Genomic DNA, 23,496 nt, shown 5'->3' with positions numbered 1-23,496 from the left:
CGGCGCATGGCGCCCAGTTGTTGAAAGGCAGGATTCGCGGATGTCGCGCTTCATCTTTCGTCGCACGCTGCAGATGATCCCGACCCTGCTGGCGGTCGTGCTGATCATTTTCGTGATCTTCAGCGTCGTCCCCGGCAGCTTCATATCGAGCCTGATGTCGGAGGGGCGCAACGCCACGAATGCCGATGTGATGGCGCATCTGAACGAGCAGTTCGGGCTGGACAAGCCTCTGCCGGTCCGCCTGTGGGACTATCTGTGGGGGCTGGCGCATTTCGACCTTGGAATTTCCTACCGCACCCGCGAACCGGTGTGGAACGTGATCGAGCCGCGGCTCTGGCCTTCGATCAAACTGGCGCTGGCGGCGATGGGCTTTGCCGCGGCAGTCGGTATTCCTCTGGGATTTCTGGCCGCGCTGAAGCCCGGCAGCGTGTTGGACACCGGCACGATGATGCTGGCGGTTTCCGGCCTGTCGGTTCCCGAATTCTGGCTAGGCTTGCTGCTAATGTACGTCTTTGCGCTGCAGCTCGGCCTGCTGCCGAGCTTCGGCTACCAGCCCGGCGGCATCCGCTACATCATATTGCCTGCCATCGCCCTCGGCGTATCGCCGATGGCGCTCTTGGCGCGAACCACCCGCGCGGGCGTTCTGGACGTGATGAACGCGGATTTCGTGCGCACGGCGCGAGCCAAAGGGTTGACCGAACCGCGTCTGGTGCGCAGTCACGTTACCCGCAACGTGCTGGTGTTGATCCTGACCACGCTTGGCCTTCAGATCGGTTCGCTCATGGGGCAGGCGATCGTGATCGAGAAACTGTTTTCCTGGCCAGGGATCGGGTCGCTTCTGGTAGACAGCGTGTCGGCACGCGACATTCCCGTGGTTCAAGGCACGGTCATCGTGATCGTGTTGTGGTTCCTTGTCATCAACATGCTGGTCGATATCGCCTATGCCATGATCGACCCGCGCATCAAGGTGGCCTGATCCATGCGGTTGCGTTTCAATTTCGCCCTTGGGCTGGCGCTGGCGTTGCTCGTGGTCGCCGCAGCCGTCAGCGCCGGCTGGATTGCCCCGTACAACCCGATATTCGACGCCGACCTGATGAATTCTGAAATGCCACCAAGCTGGGACCATCTTTTGGGCACGGACGGGCAGGGTCGCGACGTCTTTTCCCGTATCCTCTACGGCGCCAGGGTGTCGCTGACCGTCGGCCTCGTTTCGCAGTTGATCAACTCGTGCATCGGTATGGCGCTCGGGGTTTCGGCCGGTTATTTCGGAGGCTGGTGGGACGATCTGGTGAACGGGCTGACCAACGTCATGCTGGCGATCCCGTCCCTGGTGTTCGCGCTCGCCATCATGGCGGTGTTGGGACCCGGCTTGCCAAGCCTCCTGATCGCATTGGGCCTGACCAACTGGTCCTGGACCTGCCGCATCGCCCGCAGCTCCACCTTGTCGCTCAAGAATCAGGGCTTCGTGCAGGCCGCCAGGGCGGCCGGCTTCAGCGACGCCAACATCATGCGCACGCAGATACTGCCGAATATCGTCGGTCCGGTGCTGGTCATCGCGACACTTGGCATCGGCGGCGCGGTTCTGGCGGAAGCTGCACTGTCTTTCCTCGGCGTCGGCATCCGGCCGCCGCAGCCGAGCTGGGGCAACATGCTGACCGATGCGCGCGAACTGATCCGCACCGCCCCCTGGGCCTCGCTGTTCCCCGGCATCGCAATCTTCGCCACGGTCCTTGGCTTCAACCTGCTCGGTGACGGGCTGCGCGACATGCTGGATCCGCATATGAGGATCAGGCAGGCATGAGCGGCATTCTTCCCGACCCTGTTCTGTCCGTCCGCGACCTGCGCATCGGCGTCGGCAAGCGGAACGAAATCCTTCACGGCGTGTCTTTCGATATCCTGCCTGGGGAAACTTACGGACTTGTCGGCGAATCCGGCTCGGGCAAAAGCATCACCGGCCTTTCGGTGATGGGGTTGCTTAAGCGTCCGCTGGAGGTGACCGGCGGCTCGATCTTCTTCCGGAGCCAGGACGTGTTGAAGCTTGGCAGCCGCGCCAGGCGCCGTCTGCGCGGCGACCGTACGGCGATGGTGTTTCAAGAGCCCATGACGGCGCTCAATCCGCTGATGGCAATTGGTCGGCAGATCGCGGAAATGTTCGTCGTCCACAGGGGCTTCGGATGGTCGGATGCGCGCAGGAAAGCCGTCGAGGCGCTGGAAAGCGTTCGGGTGCCGGCGCCCGAGGAACGCGCCCTGTCCTATCCCCATCAACTGTCGGGAGGGATGCGTCAGCGCGTCATGGTTGCCATTGCGCTGGCCTGCCGTCCCGACCTGCTGATTGCGGACGAGCCGACCACCGCACTTGATGTGACGGTCCAGGCAGGCGTCCTGGAATTGCTTGCGGAACTTTGCACGGCTGAAGGAACGGCCGTGCTGCTGGTCAGTCACGATCTGGGCGTGATCGCCAATATGTGCCGGCGCGTCGGGGTCATGGACCGGGGGCGGCTCGTCGAGGAACAGGACACCAAGGCTCTGTTCGAAAATCCGCTGCATCCCTATACCCGCGGCCTGCTCGCGGCGCGCCCCCGCCTGGGGTCGCGAACGCTGGTTGGACGCGCCCGCCTGACCGAACTGGACCAGGTCGTGACCAGCGAGGAGCGTGGACATGACGCACCGACGCTGACCACGCCGCGCGGCTTTGGTCAAGAGGCGACCGCATGAACCAGCCTCTTCTGGAAATCCGCGACCTCAACGTCCATTTCCCGCTGCCGCGGCGCTCACCGTTGGGCCCAAAGCGGACGCTTCGTGCCGTTCAGGGCGTGAACCTGACCCTGAACGAGGGAGAGTGCCTGTCCATCGTCGGTGAATCCGGCTGCGGAAAATCCACCACCGCGCTGACCGTGATGGGCCTGCAGGAGCCCACTTCGGGAAAAATCCTGTTCCAGGGCAAGCCGTTGGCAGGCCCTGGCGCTCCCGCCCGCAAGGAGCGCGCGCGCATCGCTCAGATGGTGTTTCAGGACCCGTATGCGTCGCTGAATCCGCGTCAGACCATCGGCCGCATGCTGTCCTCGCAGCTTGCCCTGCATGGAATCGCCAAGGGAAGCGAGGCCAGCCACCGCGTCGCCGAGATGCTGACCCGCGTCGGCCTGACACCCGATCACGCCAACCGTTATCCGCATGAATTCTCCGGTGGGCAACGCCAGCGGATCGGCATCGCGCGGGCGTTGATGCTCGATCCGAAGATCCTGGTGCTGGACGAGCCGGTGTCGGCGTTGGACGTGTCCATCCAGGCGCAGATCATCAACCTGCTGATGGACCTGCAGGAAACGCTGGGCTTGAGCTACATCATGATCTCCCATGATCTGAGCGTGGTCGAGCATGTCAGCGACCGGGTTGCCGTCATGTATTTCGGCCGCGTGGTGGAAGAGGGTGACTGGCATTCGATTTTCAGCCGCCCGACGCATCCCTACACGCGTCGCCTGATCGGTTCGGTTCCCGATCCCGATGCGATCCTGACCGGGGCACGCACCTTGCCGGATGCCGCCTTCGTTCCAGACGCCGCCCGCTTTTCGCCCGACATTTCGCGCCGTCCGGACCCCGACGAAGAACCCGAGCCAAGCGAGCTTGTCGAGATCGACCGCGGTCATCGCGTGCGTCTAGCGCAATAGGAATTGCCCATGACCTTCAATGTCCTTACCTGCGAATTCATGCACGAGAGCAATACGTTCTCGCGCTTCCGTACCGACTTGCCGCAGTTTCAGGTGGACACGCTTCTCCTTGGCGATGACGCGATCCGCGCCCGGCGCAACGCCAATACCGAACTTGCCGGATTCATGGATGTGGCGGAACCGGCGGGCTGGAATGTGATCCACGCGATTTCGGCACATGCCGTGCCCGGGGGGCGCGTGACGAAAGCCGCCTATGACCACATCGCCGGTATTATCCTGGAAGCAGCGCGTTCGAACAAGAGCCGACTCGACGGAGTGCTGCTTGGACTTCATGGCTCGATGGTGCCTGAGTTTTGCCCGGACGGGGAAGGACATCTGCTAGGCCTTCTGCGGGCCGAACTTGGAGCGGACATTCCTGTCGCGGTAACGCTCGATCTTCATGCGATGGTGTCGGAAGACATGGTCCGGGACGCGCAGATCCTTGTCTCCTACAAGACCTATCCGCATGTGGATATGCGCGAAATCGGCGCGCATGCCGCCCGTATCCTGGATCGCGCAATGAGGGGTGAAATCGCGCCCCGGACTGTCAGGGCGCATGTGCCGATGCTGGACGAAGCGAATTCCGGCCGCACCGACATTCCCGAGACGCTGGCCCTTTATGACCGCGCCCGCGAGGCCGAGGCCGAGGGCTTGCTCGCGGTTTCCGTCAATGCAGCCTTCACGGGCGCCGACGTGTCCTGCGTCGGTCCCACCGTGCTCGCAACCTATGACAGCCGTGATCCCGGCGCGAAGGCAGCCGCCATGCGTGTGACAGAGGAACTTGCGGACAGGATCTGGCAGGGCCGGACCAAGAAGCGCAATGTTTTCATCGAGGTCGACCAGGCTGCTGCCGAGGCGCATGCCTGGCGCGGCGACAAGCCACTGGTCATTGCCGATTATGCCGACAATCCCGGCGCCGGTTCCTACGGCGACTCGACCGCGCTGTTGACGGGCCTGCTCGATGCGGGAGTGAGGGGTGCGGTACTCGCGCCGATGATCGATCCTCAAGCGGCAAATGAATTGCACCGTCACCGGCAAGGCGAAACCGTGACGGTGACGATTGGCGGCAAGGGCGACGCCAACTTCGGCGGCGGCCCGCTGACGGTGACGGGTGTGCTGACCAGGCTTTCGGACGGCACCTATGTCGGCGACGGACCGATTCAGGGCGGGCTCACCCATAGCTTCGGGCCCAGCGCCGTACTCGATGTCGACGGGATCGAAGTCCTGGTCGTTTCAGAAGCGCAGCAGATGGTCGACCTTCAGCAATTGCGGGCTTTCGGGATAGAACCGACGGCCCGCCGCGTGCTGGTCCTGAAATCGATGCAGCATTTCCGGGCGGCATTCGAGCCGATAGCGGGCAAGGTCATCGTCTGCGATGCGGGCGCGCTGGCAACGCCGCGGGCAGAACGGCGCCCCTATATCCACGCGCCGCGCCCGCTCTGGCCGCTCGACAAGGATTTCGAGCGCTTCGTTCGTCCCTTGGCCGACATACTCTAAACTACCAAAGCGGGCCAGTGCGGACGGCCCCTTCGATCTCCTCGCTGTATTTGTCGTCCATCTGCGCCACTTGGCGCCAGAACGCCTCCTTACCCTCCTCGGTAAGCCAGGGCTGGAGATAAAGCCGCATCTCTTCTTCGCGCAATTCGTGCTTCACAGCGGCACCGATATACGCGCGCAGGACTGCTTCATGGATATAGGCCGGTAGACCGGCAAAAACGTCTTGGTGCGTCTTGGCCGCCTGCACCAGCGCGGGAGGCCGGTCGATCCGCCAGTGATGGGAATGACGGCTTCATGATCCTGCTCCTCAGATGACCCCGCCATTCGCGCGGACGATCTGGCCGTTGATCCAGCCGCTGTCCGGCCCGACCAGCAGGGAGACGACGCGCGCGATGTCGTCGACCTCGCCCAGACGGCCGAGCGGGTTCATCTGTTTGATGCGGTCGAGCGTAGCCTGATCTTTGCCTTCGAGAAAAAGCTCGGTGGCCACCGGCCCCGGCGCAACCGCGTTGACCGTGATGGCGCGGGATCCCAACTCCTTCGCCAGGATGTGGGTGAGCGCTTCGACCGCGGCCTTGGTGGCCGCGTAAACGCCGTAGGTCGGCTGGTAGAGTCCGACGACGCTGGTCGAGAAGTTCACGATGCGGCCGCCGTCGCGCAGGCGCCTCGCCGCCTCGCGAAGGCCGTTGAACGTGCCCTTGAGGTTGATCGCGATGGTCTGATCGAAGGTCGCATCATCAAATTGAGCGACCGGCGCGAGCTTCATGATGCCGGCATTGTTCACCAGCACGTCGACGCCGCCATGGGCCGCTTCGGCGGAATCGAACATCCGTCTCACAGCTTGCGGGTCGCTGACATCGGCCTGGAAGGAGGTGGCTCGACCACCAGCCTTTTCGATTTCATCCACCAGCTTGGCGGCCGCGTCGGGGCTGCCTGCATAGTTGACGACGACCGTGAGGCCGTCGCTCGCCAGCCGGCGGGCGATGGCCGCTCCAATGCCGCGAGACGCTCCGGTGACGATCGCAACTTTGTTCGTTGAGGTGATCATTGTCGTTGTTCCTTTGACGTGTTGCTGCCATCAATCTTTCGCTCGATATTCCTGCGGGATCACGAAGACCTCGTCGGCGCGGGCGTAACCGCCGTCCTTGACCTCCTCGATCAGGACCATGGTGTGCCGCCGAGCGGCCTCGGAGAAATATTCCACGAGCATCGCCGTGGCCCGATGGACGATCTCTTCTTTCTGGGCCCGGTTCAGCGCCGCTTCGGGGACCTTGAAATTGACGAAGGGCATGATCTTCACTCCTGTCGATCTGATGACTTGAATGGTGTGAAGGTAGCTGTTTTTAAAACAAGCACTAGAAAGCCGATTTTAACATCACCATTTCAAAATCCATAACAATCGACTACGAGATGGTTATGGATCGCATCGACATCATGCGGCTCTTCGTCAGGATCGTCGAGCGCGGGAGCTTTGCTCAGGCCGCGCGGGACCTGCGGGTTCCGCGCCCAACCGCCACGCATGCGATCCAGCGTCTGGAAGCGGATCTCGGCGTTCGGCTCCTCGAACGGACAACCCGAAATGTGAGGCCGACGCTCGATGGCGCACGCTACCATGAGCGCTGCATCCGGCTCCTTGCGGACCTGGATGAGGTGGAGAGCGTCTTCAGGAATGCCGAACCCAAGGGTCCGCTTCGTGTGGATATGCAGGGGACCATCGCGCGGTTTTTCGTCATGCCCGTCTTGCCCGAGTTCATCACGCGCTATCCCGGCATCTCGCTCAGCCTCAGCGAAGGCGACCGGATGGTCGACCTCATCACTGAAGGCGTCGATTGCGTCGTGCGAGCCGGCGAACTGTCCGACTCGTCTCTGATCGGTCGCCGCATCACCGCATTCGAGCAACTCACCTTGGCGAGCCCAGCCTATCTCGAACGTCACGGCGTCCCTTCGACACCAGATGATCTCGGCGGCCATCGAATGGTTGCCTATACCGCCTCCGCGACAGGGCAGCCATACCCGCTGGAGTTCGAGAAGGACGGTGTGGCAAGTGAGGTTCCACTACCCTACGATATCGTCGTCCGAGGCGCCGAAATCTACACGGCCTCCGGCGTTGCCGGGCTCGGATTGATACAGGTCCCGCGCTATCGCGTGGAACATCAGATCGCCGCCGGACAGTTGGTTCCGATACTGGAAACCTTTCCACCCCCGGCGATACCCGTATCCGTGCTCTATCCCCAGAGCCGCCATCTGTCTTCGCGGATCAGGGTGTTCATCGATTGGCTGGCGGACGTCTTTCGCGCCCCTCGCGGCGCTGCCGGGCGTTCCTCTCAGAAGGGCTCGGTCGAGATATCAAGCTGAGGCAGTTCATCGTTGCACGGAAAGGCGGAACAGGTACGCCACGCTTCGGCACACCGTCTCATGGCCCGTCTCTATGCATGAATGTGAGATGCCTCTGGTGCATTCTCAGGCGAAGGCGTCTGGCGAGCAGAAGCGCCAGACCAAGCGCAAATACGATGCCGCCCGCCACCAGCGCCTGGGCCGCCAGAACCAGCACCGTCTGCTCTGTCGTCGAGCCTGCCCGCATCTGGCGCACATCGGCTGCCGTGACGCTGACTTGCGGGTTTCCGAAGCGCGCGGTCACATAGTTTGCAAGGGCCGCCACCTGGCCGTCGTCCAGCCAGCCGTCAAAGGCCGCCATCGATTTGCGGCCCGCGACGCCGCCTGCCTTGACGCCTTCAAGGATGGTCATGACGACATTCTCAGGCGAGGTTACGCCGAGAGTGCTGTTGTTGGTCAGTGATGGATAGGTGCCATCCGCCGATCCGTCTCCATTCAGGCCATGGCATCCCGAGCAGAGCGACCGGTAGAGATCGTCGCCCACCGCGACCCCGCTGCCCTCCACGCTGGTTTTCGTCCCGGCATCGCGGGCGGCTGCGGGCGGATTGGCCCACGCGAAGCGCGGCCGCGTCTCGTCTCCCGATTGGGCGGGCACGGTCCTGAGATAGGCGACGATGGCACGAATATCGTCGTCCGAAAGATATTGCAGACTGTTCATGACGGTTTCCGCCATCGGACCGCCCGCATACGCCTTTCCAGGCACGGCGCCGGTCTTGAGAAACCGAAACAGCTCCTCATCGCTCCAGCCCCCTATGCCCGCGATCTTGTCGCTGCTGATGTTGAACGCCTGCCAGATGCCGGCGCTGCCGCCGGCAAGCTTGCGGTCTTCATCCATGCCGAAAGTCGTATTCCTCGGCGTGTGGCAGGCGCCACAGTGGCCGAGCACCTCCACCAGGTAGGCGCCCCTGTTCCACGCGGCGGTTCTGCTTGGATTTGGCCCGAAGCCGCCGGCGTGGAAGTTGGCAAGTTTCCACAACCGGAGCGTCCAGCGCTGGTTGAATGGAAAGGGCAGGATGTTTGGCGGCCGCGGCTGAGAAATCGGCGCCTTCGTGAGGAGGTACGCTCGAATCGCGAGCACGTCCTCGCGGTTCATCCCGGCGAAGCTGTCATATGGCATGGCGGGATAGAGATCGGCCCCGTCGCGTCTGACGCCTTTCTGCACGGCTCGCACGAATTCGTCGGCGGAATAGCGCCCGATGCCTGTGTCGGGGTCCGGTGTGATGTTGGTGGAATAGACATCGCCGAACGGCGTTGGCACCCGATAGCCTCCGGCGAAAGGCCGGCTCGGATTGGACGTGTGGCAGCCGACGCAATCGGCGGCTCGGGCAAGATATTCGCCTTTCTGGATCTCGTTCGCCCGCAGCGGCGTGCCAGGCGCCAGCGACGCCATGACGGTCGCGACTACACGTAGGAGAACGGCGAGGAACGGAACGCTCGCAGCAGGCCACCGCAAACGCTGCCCATGGCGGATGACCGCTCGTCGGCTCCGCTGCACAGTCACAGTTCGCATCCGCTGAAGATCAATCCGGCCGCCATTTGCGCCAGCATGACGAGCGTGAACAGGGCCCCGATACCTACCGAAGTCCTGGCCAGAAACGCGCGCGTGCGCGCCTTTAGGGGCGGGCTCGTGCCGTGCCTTGGATCACGAACGGCGCGCCATGACCACAGGACGCCCAGCGCCGCGACGGCGGCGCCTGTCAGCGAGAACAGAACAGTGGGCCGAAACCCGGCGCTGCATTGCCAGTATGCGATTGAATAGTCGAGCTGCAGCGATACCGCCCACGCTGTTGGTCCGGTGACCAGGCCTGCCCAGGAAACGCCCGTGCGGATCGCCTGCATGTTACATCCTCGGGACCCAGTAGATTACGAGATAGAGCACGACCCATGAGACGACCACGAAGTCCCAGTAGAAGGCATTGTCCGACACGTCGCTGAAGTGGCGTCCGGTGTTGCCTTTCTTGGTGAACATGAGAACGGCGAGCACGATCGTGTCCCCGACATCGGTGAGGAGGTGTGTCGTGTGCAGGCCGAGCAGGAACCAGACGATCGACCCGTAGGCATTCTGGTCCCAGGAGATCCGGAGCGCAGGAAATTCCCAGATGCGCACGATCAGGGGAAGAATTCCGGCGATCGACATGACCACGATGCCGATGCGCACCTTCACAAGGTCCTGCCGCCGCGCCCAAAGATCGATCAGACGGTTGGGAACGGCGCTGGCAAGCAGAATGACCAATATTGCCGTGCCCGGCAGGAGATCGGGTGCTGGCGCTCCGATCGGCCAATGCCGCGCCTGCACAGCCAGGTAGAAATAGGTGCCGATCGCCAGGGCAAAACCGGTCGCTTCAAGGGCGATGAAGGCCACCGTTCCCCACCAGATCGGGCTCGCCGATCCAAAATCATAGGTGGGCAGGCGGCTGACGTCGACGGTTGGCCGGTGTCTCATTCTTCGTCCTCCGGCTCGCCTTTCGGCCAGAACCAGCAGATAAAGCCGATCGAGACCGGTATCGCGCCCCAGACCACCGCCCATGGCGTGTATATCGAGCCCAGAAACGCGCCGCCCACGGCAATGGCCGAGAGCAGCGGCCAGATCGAATTGTCGGCCGATGGCACCCGCAGCTGCGGCACCGCATCGGCGACCGTGCCGGCAAGCACCTCGCGCGCGTCGACGCGCAGGCCCTCGACGACCGGGAGTATGTCTGCTTCGGCCCAGAGCGGCTCGCGATGGGTCACCACCGGCAGGCGCGAAAAATCGTAGGAAGGCGGCGGCGACGTCGTTGCCCATTCCAGTGTGCTCGCCCCCCAGGGATTGTCTCCCGCGATGCGACCGTTGCGAAGGCTGAGCAGCACGTTCAGGACAAAAAGCGCGAAGCCGGCGAACACCACCAGCGACGAGATGCTGATGAACAGGTTCGTGCCGCCCCAGCCGCTCGCCGGCGGATAGGTGTAGACGCGCCGCGGCATGCCTTGCAGGCCAAGGATGTGCATCGGGAAGAAGGTGAGATTGAAGCCGATGAAGACAAGCCAGAAATTCCAGCGGCCGAGCCTCTCGGACAGCATGCGGCCAGTGATCTTGGGAAACCAGTAATAGACGGCGCCGAGCAGGGGGAATACGGCGCCCCCGACCAGCACATAGTGGAAATGCGCTACGACGAAATAGGTATCGTGCACCTGCAGGTCGAGCGGCACCGAGGCGACCATGACCCCGGTCAGCCCGCCGATCACGAAGGTGAAGATGAAGCCGAGCACGAAAAGCAGCGGCGTGGCAAAAATCGGCCGGCCGCCCCAGATCGTCGCGGTCCAGCAGAAGATCTGGATGCCGCTCGGAATGGCGATCATCATCGAGGAGGCGGTGAAGAAGCTCTCGCCGAGCTGCGGCAGGCCCGTGGCGAACATATGATGCACCCACAGACCGAAGGAAAGAAAGCCGATCGCAATCAGCGACAGCACGATGCCGAGATAGCCGAAGACCGGACGGCGCACGAAGGTCGGCAGGATTGCCGAGACGAAGCCGGTCGCGGGAATGAAGATGATATAGACCTCCGGGTGGCCGAAGAACCAGAACAGGTGCTGCCAGAGCAGTGCATCGCCCCCGGCCGCCGGATCAAAGAACCTGGTGCCGACCAGCCGGTCGAGGATCAGCATCGTGCTCGACACCATCACGGCGGGCATGGCGAACAATATGATGAAAGCCATGACAAGGACCGACCAGACATAGAGCGGGATGCGATCGAGCGACATGCCAGGGGCGCGCTGCTTGAACACAGTCGCGATGATCTCGACGGCGACCGCGAGTGCGGACACTTCGGTGTAGGTCACCATCTGCGCCCAGAAATCGGGACGCTTGCCGATCCCATATTCAGGTCCGGCGAGCGGCACGTAGGAAAACCAGCCGGCATCCGCGCCCGTGTCGAAAGCGAAGGCGATCCAGATCATCAAACCGCCTGAGAGATAGACCCAGTAGCTGAAGGCGTTGAGCCGCGGGAAGGCGACGTTTCGGGTGCCGATCATCAGCGGCACCAGGTAGATGGCGAACGCTTCCATGACCGGTACGGCGAACAGGAACATCATCGTCGTGCCATGCATGGTGAAGAGCTGGTTGTAGAGATCGGGGCCGATATGGCGTGCCTCCGGCGTGGCAAGCTGGAACCGCATGGCAAGTGCCGACAGGCCGGCAAGGGCGAGGAACAGGAAGGCCGTCACCATATAGCGCCGTCCGATCAGCTTGTGGTCGACCGTGACCAGCCAGCCATAGAGGCCTTTCGGCGTCCGCCAGGCATGCGCCAGACACTCGTGCAGTCTTGCCTCGTCGAGGCCGATGTCGCGGATGCCTTTCAGGGCCGCTTCCTGTCTTTGCCCGGCCGTCTTCCCGGCAACGCCACTCATTCAAGGCTTCCAAGATAGGCGACGACCGCATGAAGATCGTCGGCGCTGAGAGCAATGCGCGGCATCTTCGCGCCGGGCTTTAGAGATTGCGGATCGGCGATCCACGCGGCAAGTGCGCCGGGCGCCATGGCCAGCGTGTCGGCGGCCAATGCACGCCGGTTTGCGAGATGGGTAAGGTCGGGCCCGACCGTTCCCTTGGCCGGCGTGCCCCTGATCGTGTGGCAGAGCGCGCAACCGGTGGAAAGAAAAGCCTGCTGGCCGCGGCGTTCCTCCTCGCTGGCAGGCGCGATGGCGGCGGCGTCTTGCCTGGACCGCCATGCCTCGAACGCTTCGCGGCTTTCCGCGACGACGATGATGGCCATGTGGGCATGCTGGTAGCCGCAGAACTCGGCGCACTGGCCGCGATAGATACCGGGCCTGTCGGCAATGAGGGTGATCTCGCTTGGCCGGCCCGGAATGAGGTCCCGTTTGCCGGCGAGACTTGGCACCCAGAAGCTGTGAATGACATCGATCGAATCGAGCTCGACCTTGACTGGCTCGCCGACGGGAACGTGGATTTCGTTCGCCGTGACAATCGTCCGCGACCGATCATCGTTGGGATAGCGTATCTCCCACCACCATTGATGCCCTGTGATGCGGACGGTGAGCGTCTCCTTTCCGCCCAGCGAGGCAATGGATTTGCCTGCGAAGAAGCTCGTTATCGTCAGCGCGGAGAGAACCAGCACGGTCGCCGCGACGGCGCTTCCGACCGCGCGGCCAAACCTGTGCTCCTGATGGCTGTCGATGACCAGCGGCGGGGGTGCTGCTTGTGCCCGGCGCTGATGGAAGAGCGCCATTGCCAGGGCCAGCATGACGAGCAGCCAGGTGATGGTCGCCACCGCGCCAAAGGACCAGATGAGATCGAGAATCGCACGGGCATTCGCACCATGTGCGTGGAGCGCGGATTGCCAGCCGCTGCACCCGCTCAGGACCGTCGACACCAATGTAGACGCGGGGCCGGCCCGTTTCAGGATGCCTAGGAAGACGATTGCCGGACGCGGTTCGAGCTGGACGTGCAAAGGCGGACGCAACCGATGATCGCCGCCGTTGCCGGGAGCGGATGACGGGCCCGTGCATCTTGCCATGTAAAATCCACCATCGATGAAGGCGATAACGCGGATCGCTGTAAAAGGATGCTTGGCAACGGTGGCCGGCTTTTCTGCGCTGCGATTGGCGCCGGGCCGAGGCTTGCGCGCCGGGAGCGCAACCAAATGGCGGATATGCCCGTTTCTTCAGGCAAAGGCGCGGGACGCGCATCGGACGGGTCCGCGCCGCGAAAGTTTAGGAACTAGCCATGAGCAACACAGACAAAACGGCCGGCGGACATCGAAGCGTCGCAGGCAAGGACAATCGCAGCCAGGACGCGACGCGCAACGACCGCCGAGGCAGGGAAGAGACGCGGCAGGAACAGGCTACGGACAGCCATCCGGAAGAGGATCCGGCGGAGGGTTCTCGCCAAACGGTCGAGCGCGAGTTGGACAGGCTGGATCGGTCGGGGCGTAGCGCCTCGCAATCCACCGACCAGGCCCAGGTGGAACGCGCGCGTGAGAAACTGCGGGAGCAGGTCAGCGAACAGACGCAATTGCCTGGACGAGGCTCGGCCTGACAGCACCAGTAGATCGCCCAGGGTCGACTTTCTGTTTTTCTCGGCTATCAGACGGCACGCAGGTCGTGCCGCGCCTGCCGCTTTCCGCTTTCCCGAATCCAGAGAGCCGCCATGAGCAGCGCGGCCCCACCATAGACGGCGCCCACGCCATGGCGCCACGATCCCCGCGAGCGGTAAGGTGATGGAAGAGCCAGCGTCCAACCAGCGGCAGGGGCGCCATTGCCATAGCAGATGGAGGTCGAAAAGAGCGCGGTGAGGCTCATCGCCGGCACCTTCCGCGAACGTCGCTCTCCTCGTCGGCCCCGGGGCATATCATGTCGATGTTCAAGCCGATGCGGCTTCAGCGGCATCAACGGGCAAGCCGGGCGCTACGTTCCATTAGGCGGTTGGCTTCCACAGGAACAAAAAGCCTGAACGGGGGTTCCAGCCTCAATCTCAGAAACGGCACTTGGTCGGAACAATCGACATGAATTTCTCCTGTGTGGCCTCGTTGGACACGCCTCTCCAATGAGTGGACCAGCTGACAATGCCGACCAAAGCGAGAGGCAGCGAAAAAACGGCGGCATCACCCGGGCGCTCGGGCTCGGACTGATCACCGGGGCGGCCGACGACGACTGCTCGGCCATTGGCACCTATGCGAGTGCCGGAGCCCGGTTCGGGCCCGACCTTTTGTGGACGGCTCCCGTCACTCTCCCGATGATGTACATCGTCGTCTATCTCTCGTCCAAACTTGGCCAAGTCTCGGGCCGCGGTCTTTTCAAGGTCATTTCCGATTTCTATCCGCGTTGGCTGCTGTGGTCCGTGCTGGTGGGCGTGCTGATCGGCAACACGATCGAGGCAGCCGCCGATCTTGGCGCGATGTCGGCGGCTGTCGTGCTGTTCGTTCCGCTGCCTTCGAACTTGGTCGTCATTGTTGTTGCGATGATCATTTTTGCCTTGCAGGTGTTCGGATCCTACAAGCTGATCCGCAACATATTCCGATGGTTGGCGCTGGCCCTGCTTGCCTACGTGGTCTCCGCCGTGCTCGCCAAGCCGGACGTGGTCTCTGTGCTGCGCGGCACCTTGCTGCCGAAAATCGAGTTCAGCCGCGAATATCTGTCCATCATCGTCGCCATCGTCGGCACGACGCTGTCCGCCTATCTCTACACCTGGCAGTCCAACCAGGAGGTGGAGGAGGAGATCGCCAAGGGCAGAACGAGCCTCGAAGAGCGCAAGGGAGCCACCGAGGGTGAACTCCGCCGGTCCCGGCGCGATATCCTGATCGGCATGATCTTTTCCAATCTGATCATGTATTTCATCATCCTTTCTACCGGATCGACGCTGTACGAGGCAGGGCAGACCCAGATCGAAACGGCGGCGCAGGCGGCCGAAGCGCTGCGGCCGCTTGCCGGTGACGCGGCGGGAATTCTCTTTGCGGCCGGGGTGATCGGCGTCGGCTTCCTGGCGGTGCCGGTCATGACGGCGGGCGCCGCTTTCGATTTCGCGCAGGCCATGGGATGGAAGAATGGCTTGAACGCCAAGCCCCGACACGCGCCCAAATTCTACATCGCCACGGGAGTGATCACCCTGGTGGCGGTGGGTCTCAATTTCTTTGGCTTCAACCCGATGAAAGCCTTGGTCTGGTCCGGCATCGTGCAGGGTTTTTCAACGCCACCTCTGCTGCTTCTCATGCTCATCATGACCAACAATCGCAAGATCATGGGCGACAAGGTCAACAGCAGGGCCACCAACATTCTGGGCGGCGTGACGACCATAGCGGTCTTTGCGGCGTCCGCGGGACTGGTGGCGACCTGGTTCATGTAGTTCGCCGGCGCGGAAAGGACGTTCAGGCCCAGTGGAACATCCACGGTCAACTCTCGTTGAAGTTCGTATGAGAGAAAGGGCTGTCCATGTCAAAGTTCCAAGCCGCCACTCAAGAGCATTTAGAGCAACTGAGACTCGAGGCTTCGGCTCGTTTCGCCCCGATGATGCTGCATGAGGCATTGTTGCGTCTTTCCCGGGCCTGCGGGGATGATAGCCTTGCCCGGTTCGAGAAAGCCATGGTCGATCAGATCGAGGCGACCAAGGACGATCGGGCCGATTTCGAGGCGATCAAGGAATTCGCGATCGAACAGCTTTATGGCTGGATCAGGGACGTGAACGAATCGCCGGATAAGAAGCAACCGCTGGAAAAGATAGAGGACCGCAGAACCCCCGGCCGCTCGGAAGAGCCGCAAACGCTGGAGGATCAGCTGCAGGCCGGTCTGGAAGATTCCTTTCCCGCAAGCGACCCGCCAGCGGTGGTGTCCACCTCCATTCCAGGCGGAGCCAAGAAGCTGGTCGGAACCGACGAAGTGCTGAGAAAACAGCGGGAGGCCAAGGAGCAACACCGCCCATAACCCGCACCACTGGAATCCGGCTGGCCGAACCGCCGCTCACGGACGGGGAATCCGTGTGGGGTCGATCGCGTCACAGCTTGACGGCCGCTTCCCGGGCCCACAGTCGCAGCTTGCGGCAAGCCTGCACGAATGCCTTGGCGGAGGCTGCGGAGTCCAGCCGCATCAATCCCTCATCGGCATCGGCGGCGACGCCTGCCTTGGCCAGCAGCGGCTCGGCTCCCGGTGTGAAGCCGATGAACTTGCAATGTGCGAAGGCATCCGACACGAAGTCCTTCGCGGCTGCCTCCTTCACCAGCAACTCGGCGTCCGGTTCGGACAGGAGCAGTACCACGGCGTCGAACAGGACCGATGGACCGCCGTCGATCATGTGCCTGGCTTCGATGTGGGTGCCGTCGGCGGCCTCGACGCCGCCTACCTTGGGTGCGATTACCTCCATGACCGCGCCTTCCGTTTCGATGGCCGAGCGGATTTGTTCGAAAAGCGCCGTGTCGGCCCCGTCGCTCAGCAACACGCCGACCTTGCGGCCTTTGAAACTGTCGGGGCCGTTCTCGATAATGCTGAGAGCCGGAGACGGCGGCAGGTCGTCGCGCGGCGGGACGGCGGCCTCGGCGGGGTCGGGCATGTTTCGAATGCCAAGCTTGTCGGCGACTTGAGTCGCCAGCGTTTCGTCTATGTTCAGCAGATGCGCCACCATGCGTTCGCGGATCGCCGGTGCCTGCACCTTGCTCAATTCGAATGTCAGCGCCATGGCGATATGGCGTTGCTCCGGCGCTGTCTGGCTGTTGAAGAATTGCCGCGCCTGGCTGTAGTGGTCGGCGAAGCTCTCCGCCCGCAGGCGCACCTTCTGCCCCTCTTCGGCGTCGGCAAAAGAGCGGAAGCCGCGTTGCGGATCCTCGCGGGGACCCGATCCCCACGAATTCGGCTCATAGTTGGCGCGGCCGACCGGGTTGTGCATGGCCATGTGCCCGTCCTGCTGAAAATGTGCGAAGGGGCATTTCGGAGCGTTGATCGGAATATGGGTGAAGTTCGGGCTGCCCAGCCGCTTCAACTGGGTGTCGAGATAGGAGAAGTTGCGGCCCTGCAGAAGCGGGTCGTTGGAGAAGTCGATCCCGGGCGGCACGTTCTGGGTCATGAATGCGACCTGCTCGGTCTCGGCGAAGAAATTGTCCGGCATGCGGTCGAGCACCAGCCGCCCGACCGGGATTGGCTCGATGATCTCTTCAGGGATGATCTTCGTGGCGTCCAAGATGTCGAAGTCGAAGCTGTCGGCAAAATCCTGGTCGAACAATTGCACCGTCAGCTCCCATTCCGGGAAGTTTCCTGATTGGATCGCTTCCCACAGGTCGCGGCGGTGGAAGTCGGGATCGGCACCATTGATCTTGACCGCTTCGTTCCAGATCACCGACTGCATGCCGAGTTTCGGCTTCCAGATGAATTTGACGAATGTGGATTCGTCGTCGGCATTGACGAGGCGGAACGTATGGACGCCAAAGCCTTGCATGAAACGGAAGGAGCGCGGTATCGCTCGATCCGACATGATCCACATGACCATGTGCATCGATTCCGGCATCAGGCTGATGAAATCCCAGAAATTGTCATGTGCGGTCTGGGCCTGCGGGAAAGCCCGGTCGGGCTCCTGCTTGGCGGCATGGATGAGGTCCGGAAATTTGATGGCGTCCTGGATGAAGAAGACGGGAATGTTGTTGCCGACGAGGTCCCAATTGCCTTCCTTGGTGTAGAGCTTGACGGCAAAGCCGCGTACGTCTCGGGCGAGATCGAACGAGCCCTTGTTGCCGGCAACGGTCGAGAACCGCACGAAGGCTGGCGTCTTTTCGCCAGCGCGCTGGAAAATGTCTGCACGCGTGTATTTGGCCAGCGATTCATAGGTCTCGAAATAGCCATGAGCGCCGTAACCGCGGGCATGCACCACCCTTTCCGGGATGCGTTCGTGATCGAAGTGGAAGATCTTGTCCCGAAAGTGGGAGTCCTCGATCAAAGACGGTCCGCGCTCGCCGATCCGCAATGTGTTCTGGTCGTCGGAGACAGGAGTTCCCAGGGAGGTCGTAAGAGCAGGCGTTTCGGCTCCCGCGATCTGGTGCAATTCGCCGCCATTTCCCCGCGCGGCATTCTGATCGTGCACGCTCGCCGATTTGGGAGCTGAACGGTGTGCGGATTTGGCCATGATTTTTCCTCGATTGACGCCCGCGGGCTGACTTGGCTCAAGGCGCCGAACTGCTGGCGCAGGGCTTTGTTCCCGCACAAACGGCGCGCCGCCCTACCCGAAGCCAGCGCGGGCACGCCGGTGCACGCGCGCCAGGGGGCGCAGGCACAGCAGGATCGTTCGGCCGGCATCCTGGCAGTGCAGAATTTTCTGGAGAGTTATCTTCAACGCCCGGAACGATACAAACGTCCATGCATTTAGCTGGGGTCTGCATTCATACTTCTTTCTGGGAGCTGGACCATTGTCAGGCGAAGGCTATGTTTTGGCCGACCAGGAAACCCATGAAGTTTCCATCGTTGACCTGATACCCGCGCTGCGGGCTTTCGCGCGCACCTTCTGCCGCATCCCCGACGATGCCGACGATCTGGTGCAGGAGACGCTGACGAAGGGGCTCGCCAACATCGACAAGTTCGAACCCGGCACGCGCATGAAGTCGTGGCTCTTCACCATCATGCGCAACACCTACTACACTCGCATCAAGGTCGCTGCCAGGGAAGCGCCTGGCCTGCTCGACTGCGCGTCCTCGAGGCCGATTTCGGAAGCCACCCAGGAATGGACAGTTCAGAGCAAGGAAGTTCACGGCGCCATCCAGAGGCTCCCTGAGCACCAACGCGAGGTGCTGATGCTGATCGGCGTTCTTGGTGTCAGCTATGAGGAAACGGCCGAGATATGTGGTTGTGCGGTGGGGACGGTCAAAAGCCGGCTCAATCGTGCCCGCGCCGCCGTCCTTGAGTTCCTGGGGGAGAGTTCGCTGCAGACGCTGGTGGAAAGACGAAATCATCTGTCGAATGGACAGTTCGATATCGATGCCGACAGCCGCAGATAGTCAGTTCTTTACGTCGCGCCGGCGTTTCGCGACGAGCGCGTTTTGCAGTTCGATCGCCAGTCTGGTCAGGCGATCGGGAACCTTTTCCTGTTCGATGGCGATCAGCAGAGAGGCAATCTCCTGATCCATCGCCATGCCTGCGCGCGGGTCCATGGTATCATCGCTCGAACGGGACATCGTATTCTCTGGATGGATGGCAGTCCTTCATCCTACTGTGATGACAAGCGCCGGGCATTACAAGCAGATGGCCGGCGCAGAGACCGTTGCCAGGTAGCCCTTGCACAGGTTTTTTCTTCTATTCTCGATTGCCGAGAGTCGCGGATGCAGCGCGGCGCCTTTCAGTCCTTCGGCAATCGATTTGCGGCGTGATCCTGATATTGATCGGACTTGATCTGATTGCCATCCAGGCCGCGTTCCTCGCTGTGCTGCTTCTTGTCCCTGTTCGACAAAACCGCGTTTTCTTCGATCTTGTCCTTGGCCAGTTCGGTCATTGCTCCGGAGTCGGCACCTTTGTCGTGGCTGCCGCTGCCGACATGTTTCTTGCTGCCGGATGCCATGCTGTCCTCCATTGAATTGGCGGCGCTCTTCAGCGTCTCTGTGTTCGAGGCCCGAACTGGCATTGGCTGGTAATGTTCCGTCACGCCGGCAAGCAGGAAGGCGTCGCCGTCCCACAGCCGAAACGGCTTTTCGCTATCGATGACGATCCGCAATCCGTGACGTTGCGCCAGGCGATGGATATCGGCGCGGTCCAAAAACATTGATTCGCGATATGAGTAATTCAGCAAGGCCAGCCTGCCCGGTCTTTTGAGGACGCGCGCGATTTCGCCGAAATGCCGCTCTGCCACGCCGGCCAGCACCAGATAGGGGAAACTGTCGACCGCCAGAACGCAGTCGAAACTCGCGTCACCGAACTCCGCCAGATCGAGGCCCGAGGTTCGCCGCAGCTCTACATTGCCAAGCGCTGCGCATTGCTCACGGGCGATGGAGATCATCCTCGACGATATGTCTATGCCGACGACCCGGCCACAGGATGCCGACAGGGCGCGCTCGAAACGCCCGATGCCGCAACCGATGTCCAGAATCTTTCGTCCAGCTCCGGTGAAGTCTTGCGCTTCCAACCATGCGACTATTTCGTCGGTCGTGGCGGCTAGCCTTTCCTCATCGCCGAGAGAAGCCAGCTGGACACTCGCCACCCGGGAAATCGCTGCCGCGGCGTCAAAGCCCGAGGCCAGCCGCGTGACGACATCTGCATCCGTCTCGTCGTCGTCGCGTTCGTGACGAACGGCGGAACCCGTTTTCTGCAACGTGGCAAAAACCTCCGATCCGCGGCGAAGCAGCCCGGCTATCTGCTGGAGCCTTTCCCTGTCTCGGGAATCGACCGAATCGATCTCCGCCACGATCTCCGCCAATTCGACTGCCCCGATGCCTGGCTGGAGATGCAGCGCCAGCCTGGCGATCACGGCCTCGGCGCTGACAGCGTCCGCCATACAGTCCTCGACCGCCAGCCTGACCGCTATCCGGCGGCGCACGGATGTTGGTACCATCGAACCCATGGGCTCATTTCCGCGTCCAAGTCCTTCGCATCGTCCACCTGTCGCCAGCGCCCCAGCCATATTTGTAAGGCTCCCGGCCGCGCAGGAAGTCGAACTCGCGCGCACTTTCGCGGATCGATTCGGCAATTGCGTGGCCAACCAGGATCGCGCCTGGACTTTCCTCCGCATAGGCAGGATCAAAGCCGCCAAGATAGGCATAGGCACGGCCGCGATGGTGAAATCCGTAATAGGCGCCGATTGGCTTGCCGTCGATCGCGAGCAACCAGCAGCGGGTCAGATCGCGGGCGTCGAGCAGGGGAAGTGAGCGCCTGTGGAATCGCTCCACCGCCGGGTCGGCCAGCACACCGCCTCCGTTTCCAGCCCAGCGCGCGCCGTGCAGGCCTATCAGGTGATCGAGGAACAGCTGAGGATCATCCCTTGCCGGCGACAACACGACCCGGCCGCGCCTAAATGCGGCGCGCCGCGCCCGGCGTAACTGGCGTCTGCGCCGGGCGGGGACGCAGCCCGCCAGCGTTTCGTCGCCGTCGGTGGTGAGCACGGGACAAACGGCATGCCCGACCGGTCCAGCGGCCTCCAATTCGGGATGTTCGATCGCGAGACCGGCACTGCCCTGCGGCAGATCCGGCAGGATCCACTGCGACCACTCGATCGAGAGTATCTTCTCGGCAAGGGCAGCGGCGACCTGGGCTTCGCTGCCGGGCACACAAAGCACGTCCAGATAGTCGCTGAGTGAAATGCCGATCGGAAGCAGTTTCGACCCTGCCGTGCCATGTTCGAGATAGAGCGGTGCCAGGCCCACCAGATCGTCGCAGCGCCAGATGGCGACCGTCGCCAGTTCCCCCGGAGCGAATGTGTGCCACCACGGCAGCAGCCAGGCGGGACATTGAAAGGGCGTCGCCGACGAACTCTGCTCCCACAGTTTCCACCAATGCGGCATCAGCGCATGCAATTGCTCTGGCTCGCCGATGATCTCGCTGCGCAGCATCGGCTCGTTCACCGTGCCGCGGCGAAGCGCCTGCGGTCGGCGCCGAGCCGGGCCAGCGCCAGATAGGCGCTCATGTAGGATGAGACCATGCGCTCCAGCGAAAACCGCCGACGCGCCTCGCTTCGGCACGTCTCGGCATCGAGGCCGGGTGCCGCGAGAATTGCTTGCGCCATCTCGTCGACATTGTTGACGATAAAGCCGGTCTTGCCGTGCTCGACCACATCGGGAAGCGCACCGCTTGGAAGGGCGATCACCGGTGTGCCGCACGCGAGTGCTTCCATCGCGACCAGCGAACTGGTCTCGGCGGCGAGGCTCGGAACGACCAGGCAGCGTGCTGCATTGAGCAGGCGCCGCTTGGCGGTGAAGCCGAGCGGGCCGAGGAAGCGGCGCCGGCGATCAAGGCGAGGTTCGACTTCATCGCGAAAGTATTGGATATGCGTTTCGTACGGATAGACCCGCCCGCCGATGACCAGCGGCACATCAGCCCGCTTAGCCGCATCCAATGCCAGGTGTATGCCCTTTTCCGGGCAGATGCGGCTGAGCACGAGGGCGAAGCCGCCCCTGGGCCGCGGCTGGTTCAGCGCGTCGATATCGACACCATTCGGGATCGGGGTAATCAAGCTTGCATCCGGCGGCGCGGTTCTCTGCTGGGCCGACGAGACGGCGTGAAGCCAGAGGTCGTCGCGTGTCGGGCGCAGTACCCCGGCCGGGTACCAGTCGAGCGGCAGGTGAAGGGTCACCAGGGTCGGACCGTCGGCAGGCAGGTAGGCGTCGAAGTCGATGCCATGGAGATGAACCAGGTCGATCGGCCATCGGGTGCGGGCGGCGGCGATCGCGGCGCGATGGGACTGCTGCGCCCGGTTTTTCGCCGCCTGGTCGAGCACGCCGGCTTCGGCGGGCGTTTCCACCAAAATGCCGCTTGCACTGGAACCCTGGCAGCCGATGACAATGGACCGATGGCCGGCGTGGGTCAGCGCCTGATCGAGCATTGACAGCACCTGCTCGGCGCCGCCAACGGCGTTCGGTCCCACCGGCGCGAGAGGATAGGCAACATTGAGCACTGTGAGCGTCATGGCTGGTCGAGCCGGAGCGCCTCGTGAGCACGGGCGCTCGCATGCAGCCAGGTGCCGGGCTCGAAACCCAGCGGCAGCGATTCATAGTAGAGCCTGCCATCGTTGGGCAGCTTCAGGAAATCATAGGTCGGCGCCAGTCGGAAGCGCTCGGTGCGGGTGGAAAACGGCGCCAGCGTTCGCTGCTGCGTCAGGTGGCTGGCCAGCATGCGCTGCTTTTGCTGAAAGGCCGCTTCGGTCAGGCAGACCTCTATGCAATCACTGCCGGTGCCGCTGGCGAAATCCTGAAATACCGGGCCGTCCGGGCCAGCCGAATAAAAGGCCATTTCGATGATGGTGGGCACGGGCCGGCGGTCACGGCGCAGAAGATGGCAGGCCGCGTGAACGGCAAAAGCGGTCGCGTCGTGGTCGGGATGGCCTCCCTCGAAAGGATGTGTGCAGACGAAGCGGATGTCGGGTTCGCAAACAAGGCAGGCGAGTTCCTGCGCGAGCGCCACGAGATTCGCCGCAGCCTCCTTGTCGGGATAGCCAAGGGCGGTCAGGCCCGATGGCGATATGCCGGCCGCGGTCAAGGCTTCCGTCAGTTCCGCACGGCGCGCATCGGCATAGCCCTGCCATGTCTCGAAACCATGCGCTTGCGCGTCGGCAAGATCGCGTGGTGCTCCGTCTGTGACATGGACGATGCGGCATGACCGCAGTCCGGCAAGATGCCCGCCGATGCCGATCGTCTCGTCGTCCGGATGCGCGACGACGACCATGATGGCGGAGCCATGTGCTGCGTCACTGCCCGTCAACAGGGCCGCGAATTCGCCCAGGGTTGCCGACGGTTGATGCATGGGAGCC

The 23,496-nt window shown here is 62.7% G+C and carries 24 protein-coding genes; 10 read left to right on the top strand and 14 right to left on the bottom strand.

What is annotated here, in order from left to right:
• The first annotated feature begins 40 nt into the window (after window positions 1–40).
• Genes LB533_RS07400 through LB533_RS07380 form a run of 5 tightly spaced genes read left to right on the top strand, consistent with a single transcriptional unit; the run spans window position 41 to window position 5,198 of the window.
• Window positions 41–976, top strand: coding sequence for an ABC transporter permease (locus tag LB533_RS07400; protein ID WP_140497345.1), 936 nt, complete (start codon window positions 41–43; stop codon window positions 974–976).
• A gap of 3 nt (window positions 977–979) precedes the next feature.
• Complete coding sequence (locus LB533_RS07395; RefSeq protein WP_140638340.1) at window positions 980–1,801, top strand: ABC transporter permease; 822 nt, start codon at window positions 980–982, stop codon at window positions 1,799–1,801.
• Window positions 1,802–1,806: 5 nt separating this feature from the next.
• Window positions 1,807–2,715 (top strand): ABC transporter ATP-binding protein, encoded by a 909-nt coding sequence (locus LB533_RS07390; protein WP_411970879.1) that lies wholly within the window; start codon window positions 1,807–1,809, stop codon window positions 2,713–2,715.
• Window positions 2,712–3,662 (top strand): ABC transporter ATP-binding protein, encoded by a 951-nt coding sequence (locus LB533_RS07385; protein WP_140638342.1) that lies wholly within the window; start codon window positions 2,712–2,714, stop codon window positions 3,660–3,662. Before LB533_RS07390 ends, LB533_RS07385 begins: the two co-directional genes overlap by 4 nt.
• Window positions 3,663–3,671: 9 nt before the next feature.
• Window positions 3,672–5,198, top strand: coding sequence for a M81 family metallopeptidase (locus LB533_RS07380; protein WP_140638343.1), 1,527 nt, complete (start codon window positions 3,672–3,674; stop codon window positions 5,196–5,198).
• A gap of 1 nt (window position 5,199) precedes the next feature.
• Here LB533_RS07380 and LB533_RS07375 read toward each other — a convergent pair whose 3' ends face one another.
• The 3 genes from LB533_RS07375 to LB533_RS07365 are packed head-to-tail and all read right to left on the bottom strand — an operon-like array spanning window position 5,200 to window position 6,489.
• On the bottom strand, window positions 5,200–5,445 hold the full coding sequence (locus LB533_RS07375; protein ID WP_210239866.1) for a hypothetical protein: 246 nt from the start codon (window positions 5,443–5,445) through the stop codon (window positions 5,200–5,202).
• A gap of 60 nt (window positions 5,446–5,505) precedes the next feature.
• On the bottom strand, window positions 5,506–6,246 hold the full coding sequence (locus tag LB533_RS07370; protein ID WP_140638344.1) for an SDR family oxidoreductase: 741 nt from the start codon (window positions 6,244–6,246) through the stop codon (window positions 5,506–5,508).
• A 30-nt stretch (window positions 6,247–6,276) separates the two neighbouring features.
• Window positions 6,277–6,489, bottom strand: a complete 213-nt coding sequence (locus LB533_RS07365) for a tautomerase family protein (RefSeq protein WP_140638345.1) — start codon at window positions 6,487–6,489, stop codon at window positions 6,277–6,279.
• 125 nt (window positions 6,490–6,614) lie between these two features.
• Here LB533_RS07365 and LB533_RS07360 point away from each other — a divergent pair, with 125 nt between their 5' ends.
• A complete protein-coding gene (locus LB533_RS07360; RefSeq protein ID WP_140638346.1) occupies window positions 6,615–7,553 on the top strand; it encodes a LysR family transcriptional regulator in 939 nt (312 codons plus the stop codon).
• 58 nt (window positions 7,554–7,611) lie between these two features.
• Here the strand turns inward: LB533_RS07360 and LB533_RS07355 are convergent, their stop codons facing one another.
• The 5 genes from LB533_RS07355 to coxB form a co-directional block, all read right to left on the bottom strand.
• On the bottom strand, window positions 7,612–8,982 hold the full coding sequence (locus LB533_RS07355; RefSeq protein ID WP_140638347.1) for a c-type cytochrome: 1,371 nt from the start codon (window positions 8,980–8,982) through the stop codon (window positions 7,612–7,614).
• A 107-nt stretch (window positions 8,983–9,089) separates the two neighbouring features.
• Window positions 9,090–9,431: a hypothetical protein gene (locus LB533_RS07350; protein ID WP_140638348.1), complete on the bottom strand. Its 342-nt coding sequence runs from the start codon at window positions 9,429–9,431 to the stop codon at window positions 9,090–9,092.
• 1 nt (window position 9,432) lies between these two features.
• Window positions 9,433–10,035 (bottom strand): heme-copper oxidase subunit III, encoded by a 603-nt coding sequence (locus LB533_RS07345; RefSeq protein ID WP_140638349.1) that lies wholly within the window; start codon window positions 10,033–10,035, stop codon window positions 9,433–9,435.
• The gene (gene ctaD / locus LB533_RS07340; RefSeq protein ID WP_140638350.1) at window positions 10,032–11,975 is read right to left on the bottom strand and encodes a cytochrome c oxidase subunit I; all 1,944 of its coding nucleotides are present in this window, start codon (window positions 11,973–11,975) and stop codon (window positions 10,032–10,034) included. Before ctaD ends, LB533_RS07345 begins: the two co-directional genes overlap by 4 nt.
• Entirely contained in the window at window positions 11,972–13,099 is a 1,128-nt protein-coding gene (coxB, locus tag LB533_RS07335; protein WP_140638351.1) for a cytochrome c oxidase subunit II, read from the bottom strand. The genes ctaD and coxB overlap by 4 nt, the downstream gene beginning before the upstream one ends.
• A 209-nt stretch (window positions 13,100–13,308) precedes the next feature.
• On the opposite strand from coxB, the gene LB533_RS07330 reads away from it, so the two are divergent.
• The 3 genes from LB533_RS07330 to LB533_RS30095 all read left to right on the top strand — a co-directional run bounded on the left by LB533_RS07330 (window position 13,309) and on the right by LB533_RS30095 (window position 15,998).
• A complete protein-coding gene (locus LB533_RS07330; protein ID WP_181169286.1) occupies window positions 13,309–13,620 on the top strand; it encodes a hypothetical protein in 312 nt (103 codons plus the stop codon).
• A gap of 507 nt (window positions 13,621–14,127) precedes the next feature.
• Window positions 14,128–15,423 (top strand): Nramp family divalent metal transporter, encoded by a 1,296-nt coding sequence (locus tag LB533_RS07325; RefSeq protein WP_140638352.1) that lies wholly within the window; start codon window positions 14,128–14,130, stop codon window positions 15,421–15,423.
• A gap of 86 nt (window positions 15,424–15,509) precedes the next feature.
• Window positions 15,510–15,998 carry a hypothetical protein gene (locus LB533_RS30095; protein WP_140638353.1) on the top strand — a complete coding sequence of 163 codons (489 nt, stop codon included), beginning with the start codon at window positions 15,510–15,512 and terminating at the stop codon, window positions 15,996–15,998.
• A 70-nt stretch (window positions 15,999–16,068) separates the two neighbouring features.
• Here LB533_RS30095 and LB533_RS07315 read toward each other — a convergent pair whose 3' ends face one another.
• Window positions 16,069–18,180, bottom strand: a complete 2,112-nt coding sequence (locus LB533_RS07315; RefSeq protein WP_140638354.1) for a catalase — start codon at window positions 18,178–18,180, stop codon at window positions 16,069–16,071.
• A 301-nt stretch (window positions 18,181–18,481) separates the two neighbouring features.
• Here LB533_RS07315 and LB533_RS07310 point away from each other — a divergent pair, with 301 nt between their 5' ends.
• The gene (locus tag LB533_RS07310; protein ID WP_140553532.1) at window positions 18,482–19,045 is read left to right on the top strand and encodes a sigma-70 family RNA polymerase sigma factor; all 564 of its coding nucleotides are present in this window, start codon (window positions 18,482–18,484) and stop codon (window positions 19,043–19,045) included.
• Here the strand turns inward: LB533_RS07310 and LB533_RS07305 are convergent, their stop codons facing one another.
• The 5 genes from LB533_RS07305 to LB533_RS07280 all read right to left on the bottom strand — a co-directional run bounded on the left by LB533_RS07305 (window position 19,046) and on the right by LB533_RS07280 (window position 23,489).
• On the bottom strand, window positions 19,046–19,222 hold the full coding sequence (locus LB533_RS07305) for a hypothetical protein (RefSeq protein ID WP_140553474.1): 177 nt from the start codon (window positions 19,220–19,222) through the stop codon (window positions 19,046–19,048).
• A 161-nt stretch (window positions 19,223–19,383) separates the two neighbouring features.
• On the bottom strand, window positions 19,384–20,454 hold the full coding sequence (locus LB533_RS30090) for a class I SAM-dependent methyltransferase (protein ID WP_411970878.1): 1,071 nt from the start codon (window positions 20,452–20,454) through the stop codon (window positions 19,384–19,386).
• Window positions 20,455–20,602: 148 nt separating this feature from the next.
• Window positions 20,603–21,583 (bottom strand): GNAT family N-acetyltransferase, encoded by a 981-nt coding sequence (locus LB533_RS07290; protein ID WP_140638355.1) that lies wholly within the window; start codon window positions 21,581–21,583, stop codon window positions 20,603–20,605.
• An 8-nt stretch (window positions 21,584–21,591) separates the two neighbouring features.
• Window positions 21,592–22,656 carry a glycosyltransferase family 4 protein gene (locus LB533_RS07285; protein ID WP_140638356.1) on the bottom strand — a complete coding sequence of 355 codons (1,065 nt, stop codon included), beginning with the start codon at window positions 22,654–22,656 and terminating at the stop codon, window positions 21,592–21,594.
• Complete coding sequence (locus LB533_RS07280) at window positions 22,653–23,489, bottom strand: PIG-L deacetylase family protein (protein ID WP_140638357.1); 837 nt, start codon at window positions 23,487–23,489, stop codon at window positions 22,653–22,655. Before LB533_RS07280 ends, LB533_RS07285 begins: the two co-directional genes overlap by 4 nt.
• Window positions 23,490–23,496 lie beyond the last annotated feature (7 nt).

This window comes from Mesorhizobium sp. BR1-1-13, assembly GCF_020165515.1.
Taxonomy (GTDB): domain Bacteria; phylum Pseudomonadota; class Alphaproteobacteria; order Rhizobiales; family Rhizobiaceae; genus Mesorhizobium.
This window is presented reverse-complemented; position numbering and strand designations above follow the sequence as displayed.

Coding starts and splice junctions, on each gene's coding strand:
- LB533_RS07400 (WP_140497345.1), top strand. CDS start 41: ATGTCGCGCTTCATCTTTCGTCGCACGCTGCAGATGATCCCGACCCTG.
- LB533_RS07395 (WP_140638340.1), top strand. CDS start 980: ATGCGGTTGCGTTTCAATTTCGCCCTTGGGCTGGCGCTGGCGTTGCTC.
- LB533_RS07385 (WP_140638342.1), top strand. CDS start 2,712: ATGAACCAGCCTCTTCTGGAAATCCGCGACCTCAACGTCCATTTCCCG.
- LB533_RS07380 (WP_140638343.1), top strand. CDS start 3,672: ATGACCTTCAATGTCCTTACCTGCGAATTCATGCACGAGAGCAATACG.
- LB533_RS07370 (WP_140638344.1), bottom strand. CDS start 6,246: ATGATCACCTCAACGAACAAAGTTGCGATCGTCACCGGAGCGTCTCGC.
- LB533_RS07365 (WP_140638345.1), bottom strand. CDS start 6,489: ATGCCCTTCGTCAATTTCAAGGTCCCCGAAGCGGCGCTGAACCGGGCC.
- LB533_RS07360 (WP_140638346.1), top strand. CDS start 6,615: ATGGATCGCATCGACATCATGCGGCTCTTCGTCAGGATCGTCGAGCGC.
- LB533_RS07355 (WP_140638347.1), bottom strand. CDS start 8,982: ATGGCGTCGCTGGCGCCTGGCACGCCGCTGCGGGCGAACGAGATCCAG.
- LB533_RS07350 (WP_140638348.1), bottom strand. CDS start 9,431: ATGCAGGCGATCCGCACGGGCGTTTCCTGGGCAGGCCTGGTCACCGGA.
- LB533_RS07345 (WP_140638349.1), bottom strand. CDS start 10,035: ATGAGACACCGGCCAACCGTCGACGTCAGCCGCCTGCCCACCTATGAT.
- ctaD (WP_140638350.1), bottom strand. CDS start 11,975: ATGAGTGGCGTTGCCGGGAAGACGGCCGGGCAAAGACAGGAAGCGGCC.
- coxB (WP_140638351.1), bottom strand. CDS start 13,099: ATGGCAAGATGCACGGGCCCGTCATCCGCTCCCGGCAACGGCGGCGAT.
- LB533_RS07330 (WP_181169286.1), top strand. CDS start 13,309: ATGAGCAACACAGACAAAACGGCCGGCGGACATCGAAGCGTCGCAGGC.
- LB533_RS07325 (WP_140638352.1), top strand. CDS start 14,128: ATGAGTGGACCAGCTGACAATGCCGACCAAAGCGAGAGGCAGCGAAAA.
- LB533_RS30095 (WP_140638353.1), top strand. CDS start 15,510: ATGTCAAAGTTCCAAGCCGCCACTCAAGAGCATTTAGAGCAACTGAGA.
- LB533_RS07315 (WP_140638354.1), bottom strand. CDS start 18,180: ATGGCCAAATCCGCACACCGTTCAGCTCCCAAATCGGCGAGCGTGCAC.
- LB533_RS07305 (WP_140553474.1), bottom strand. CDS start 19,222: ATGTCCCGTTCGAGCGATGATACCATGGACCCGCGCGCAGGCATGGCG.
- LB533_RS07290 (WP_140638355.1), bottom strand. CDS start 21,583: ATGCTGCGCAGCGAGATCATCGGCGAGCCAGAGCAATTGCATGCGCTG.
- LB533_RS07285 (WP_140638356.1), bottom strand. CDS start 22,656: ATGACGCTCACAGTGCTCAATGTTGCCTATCCTCTCGCGCCGGTGGGA.
- LB533_RS07280 (WP_140638357.1), bottom strand. CDS start 23,489: ATGCATCAACCGTCGGCAACCCTGGGCGAATTCGCGGCCCTGTTGACG.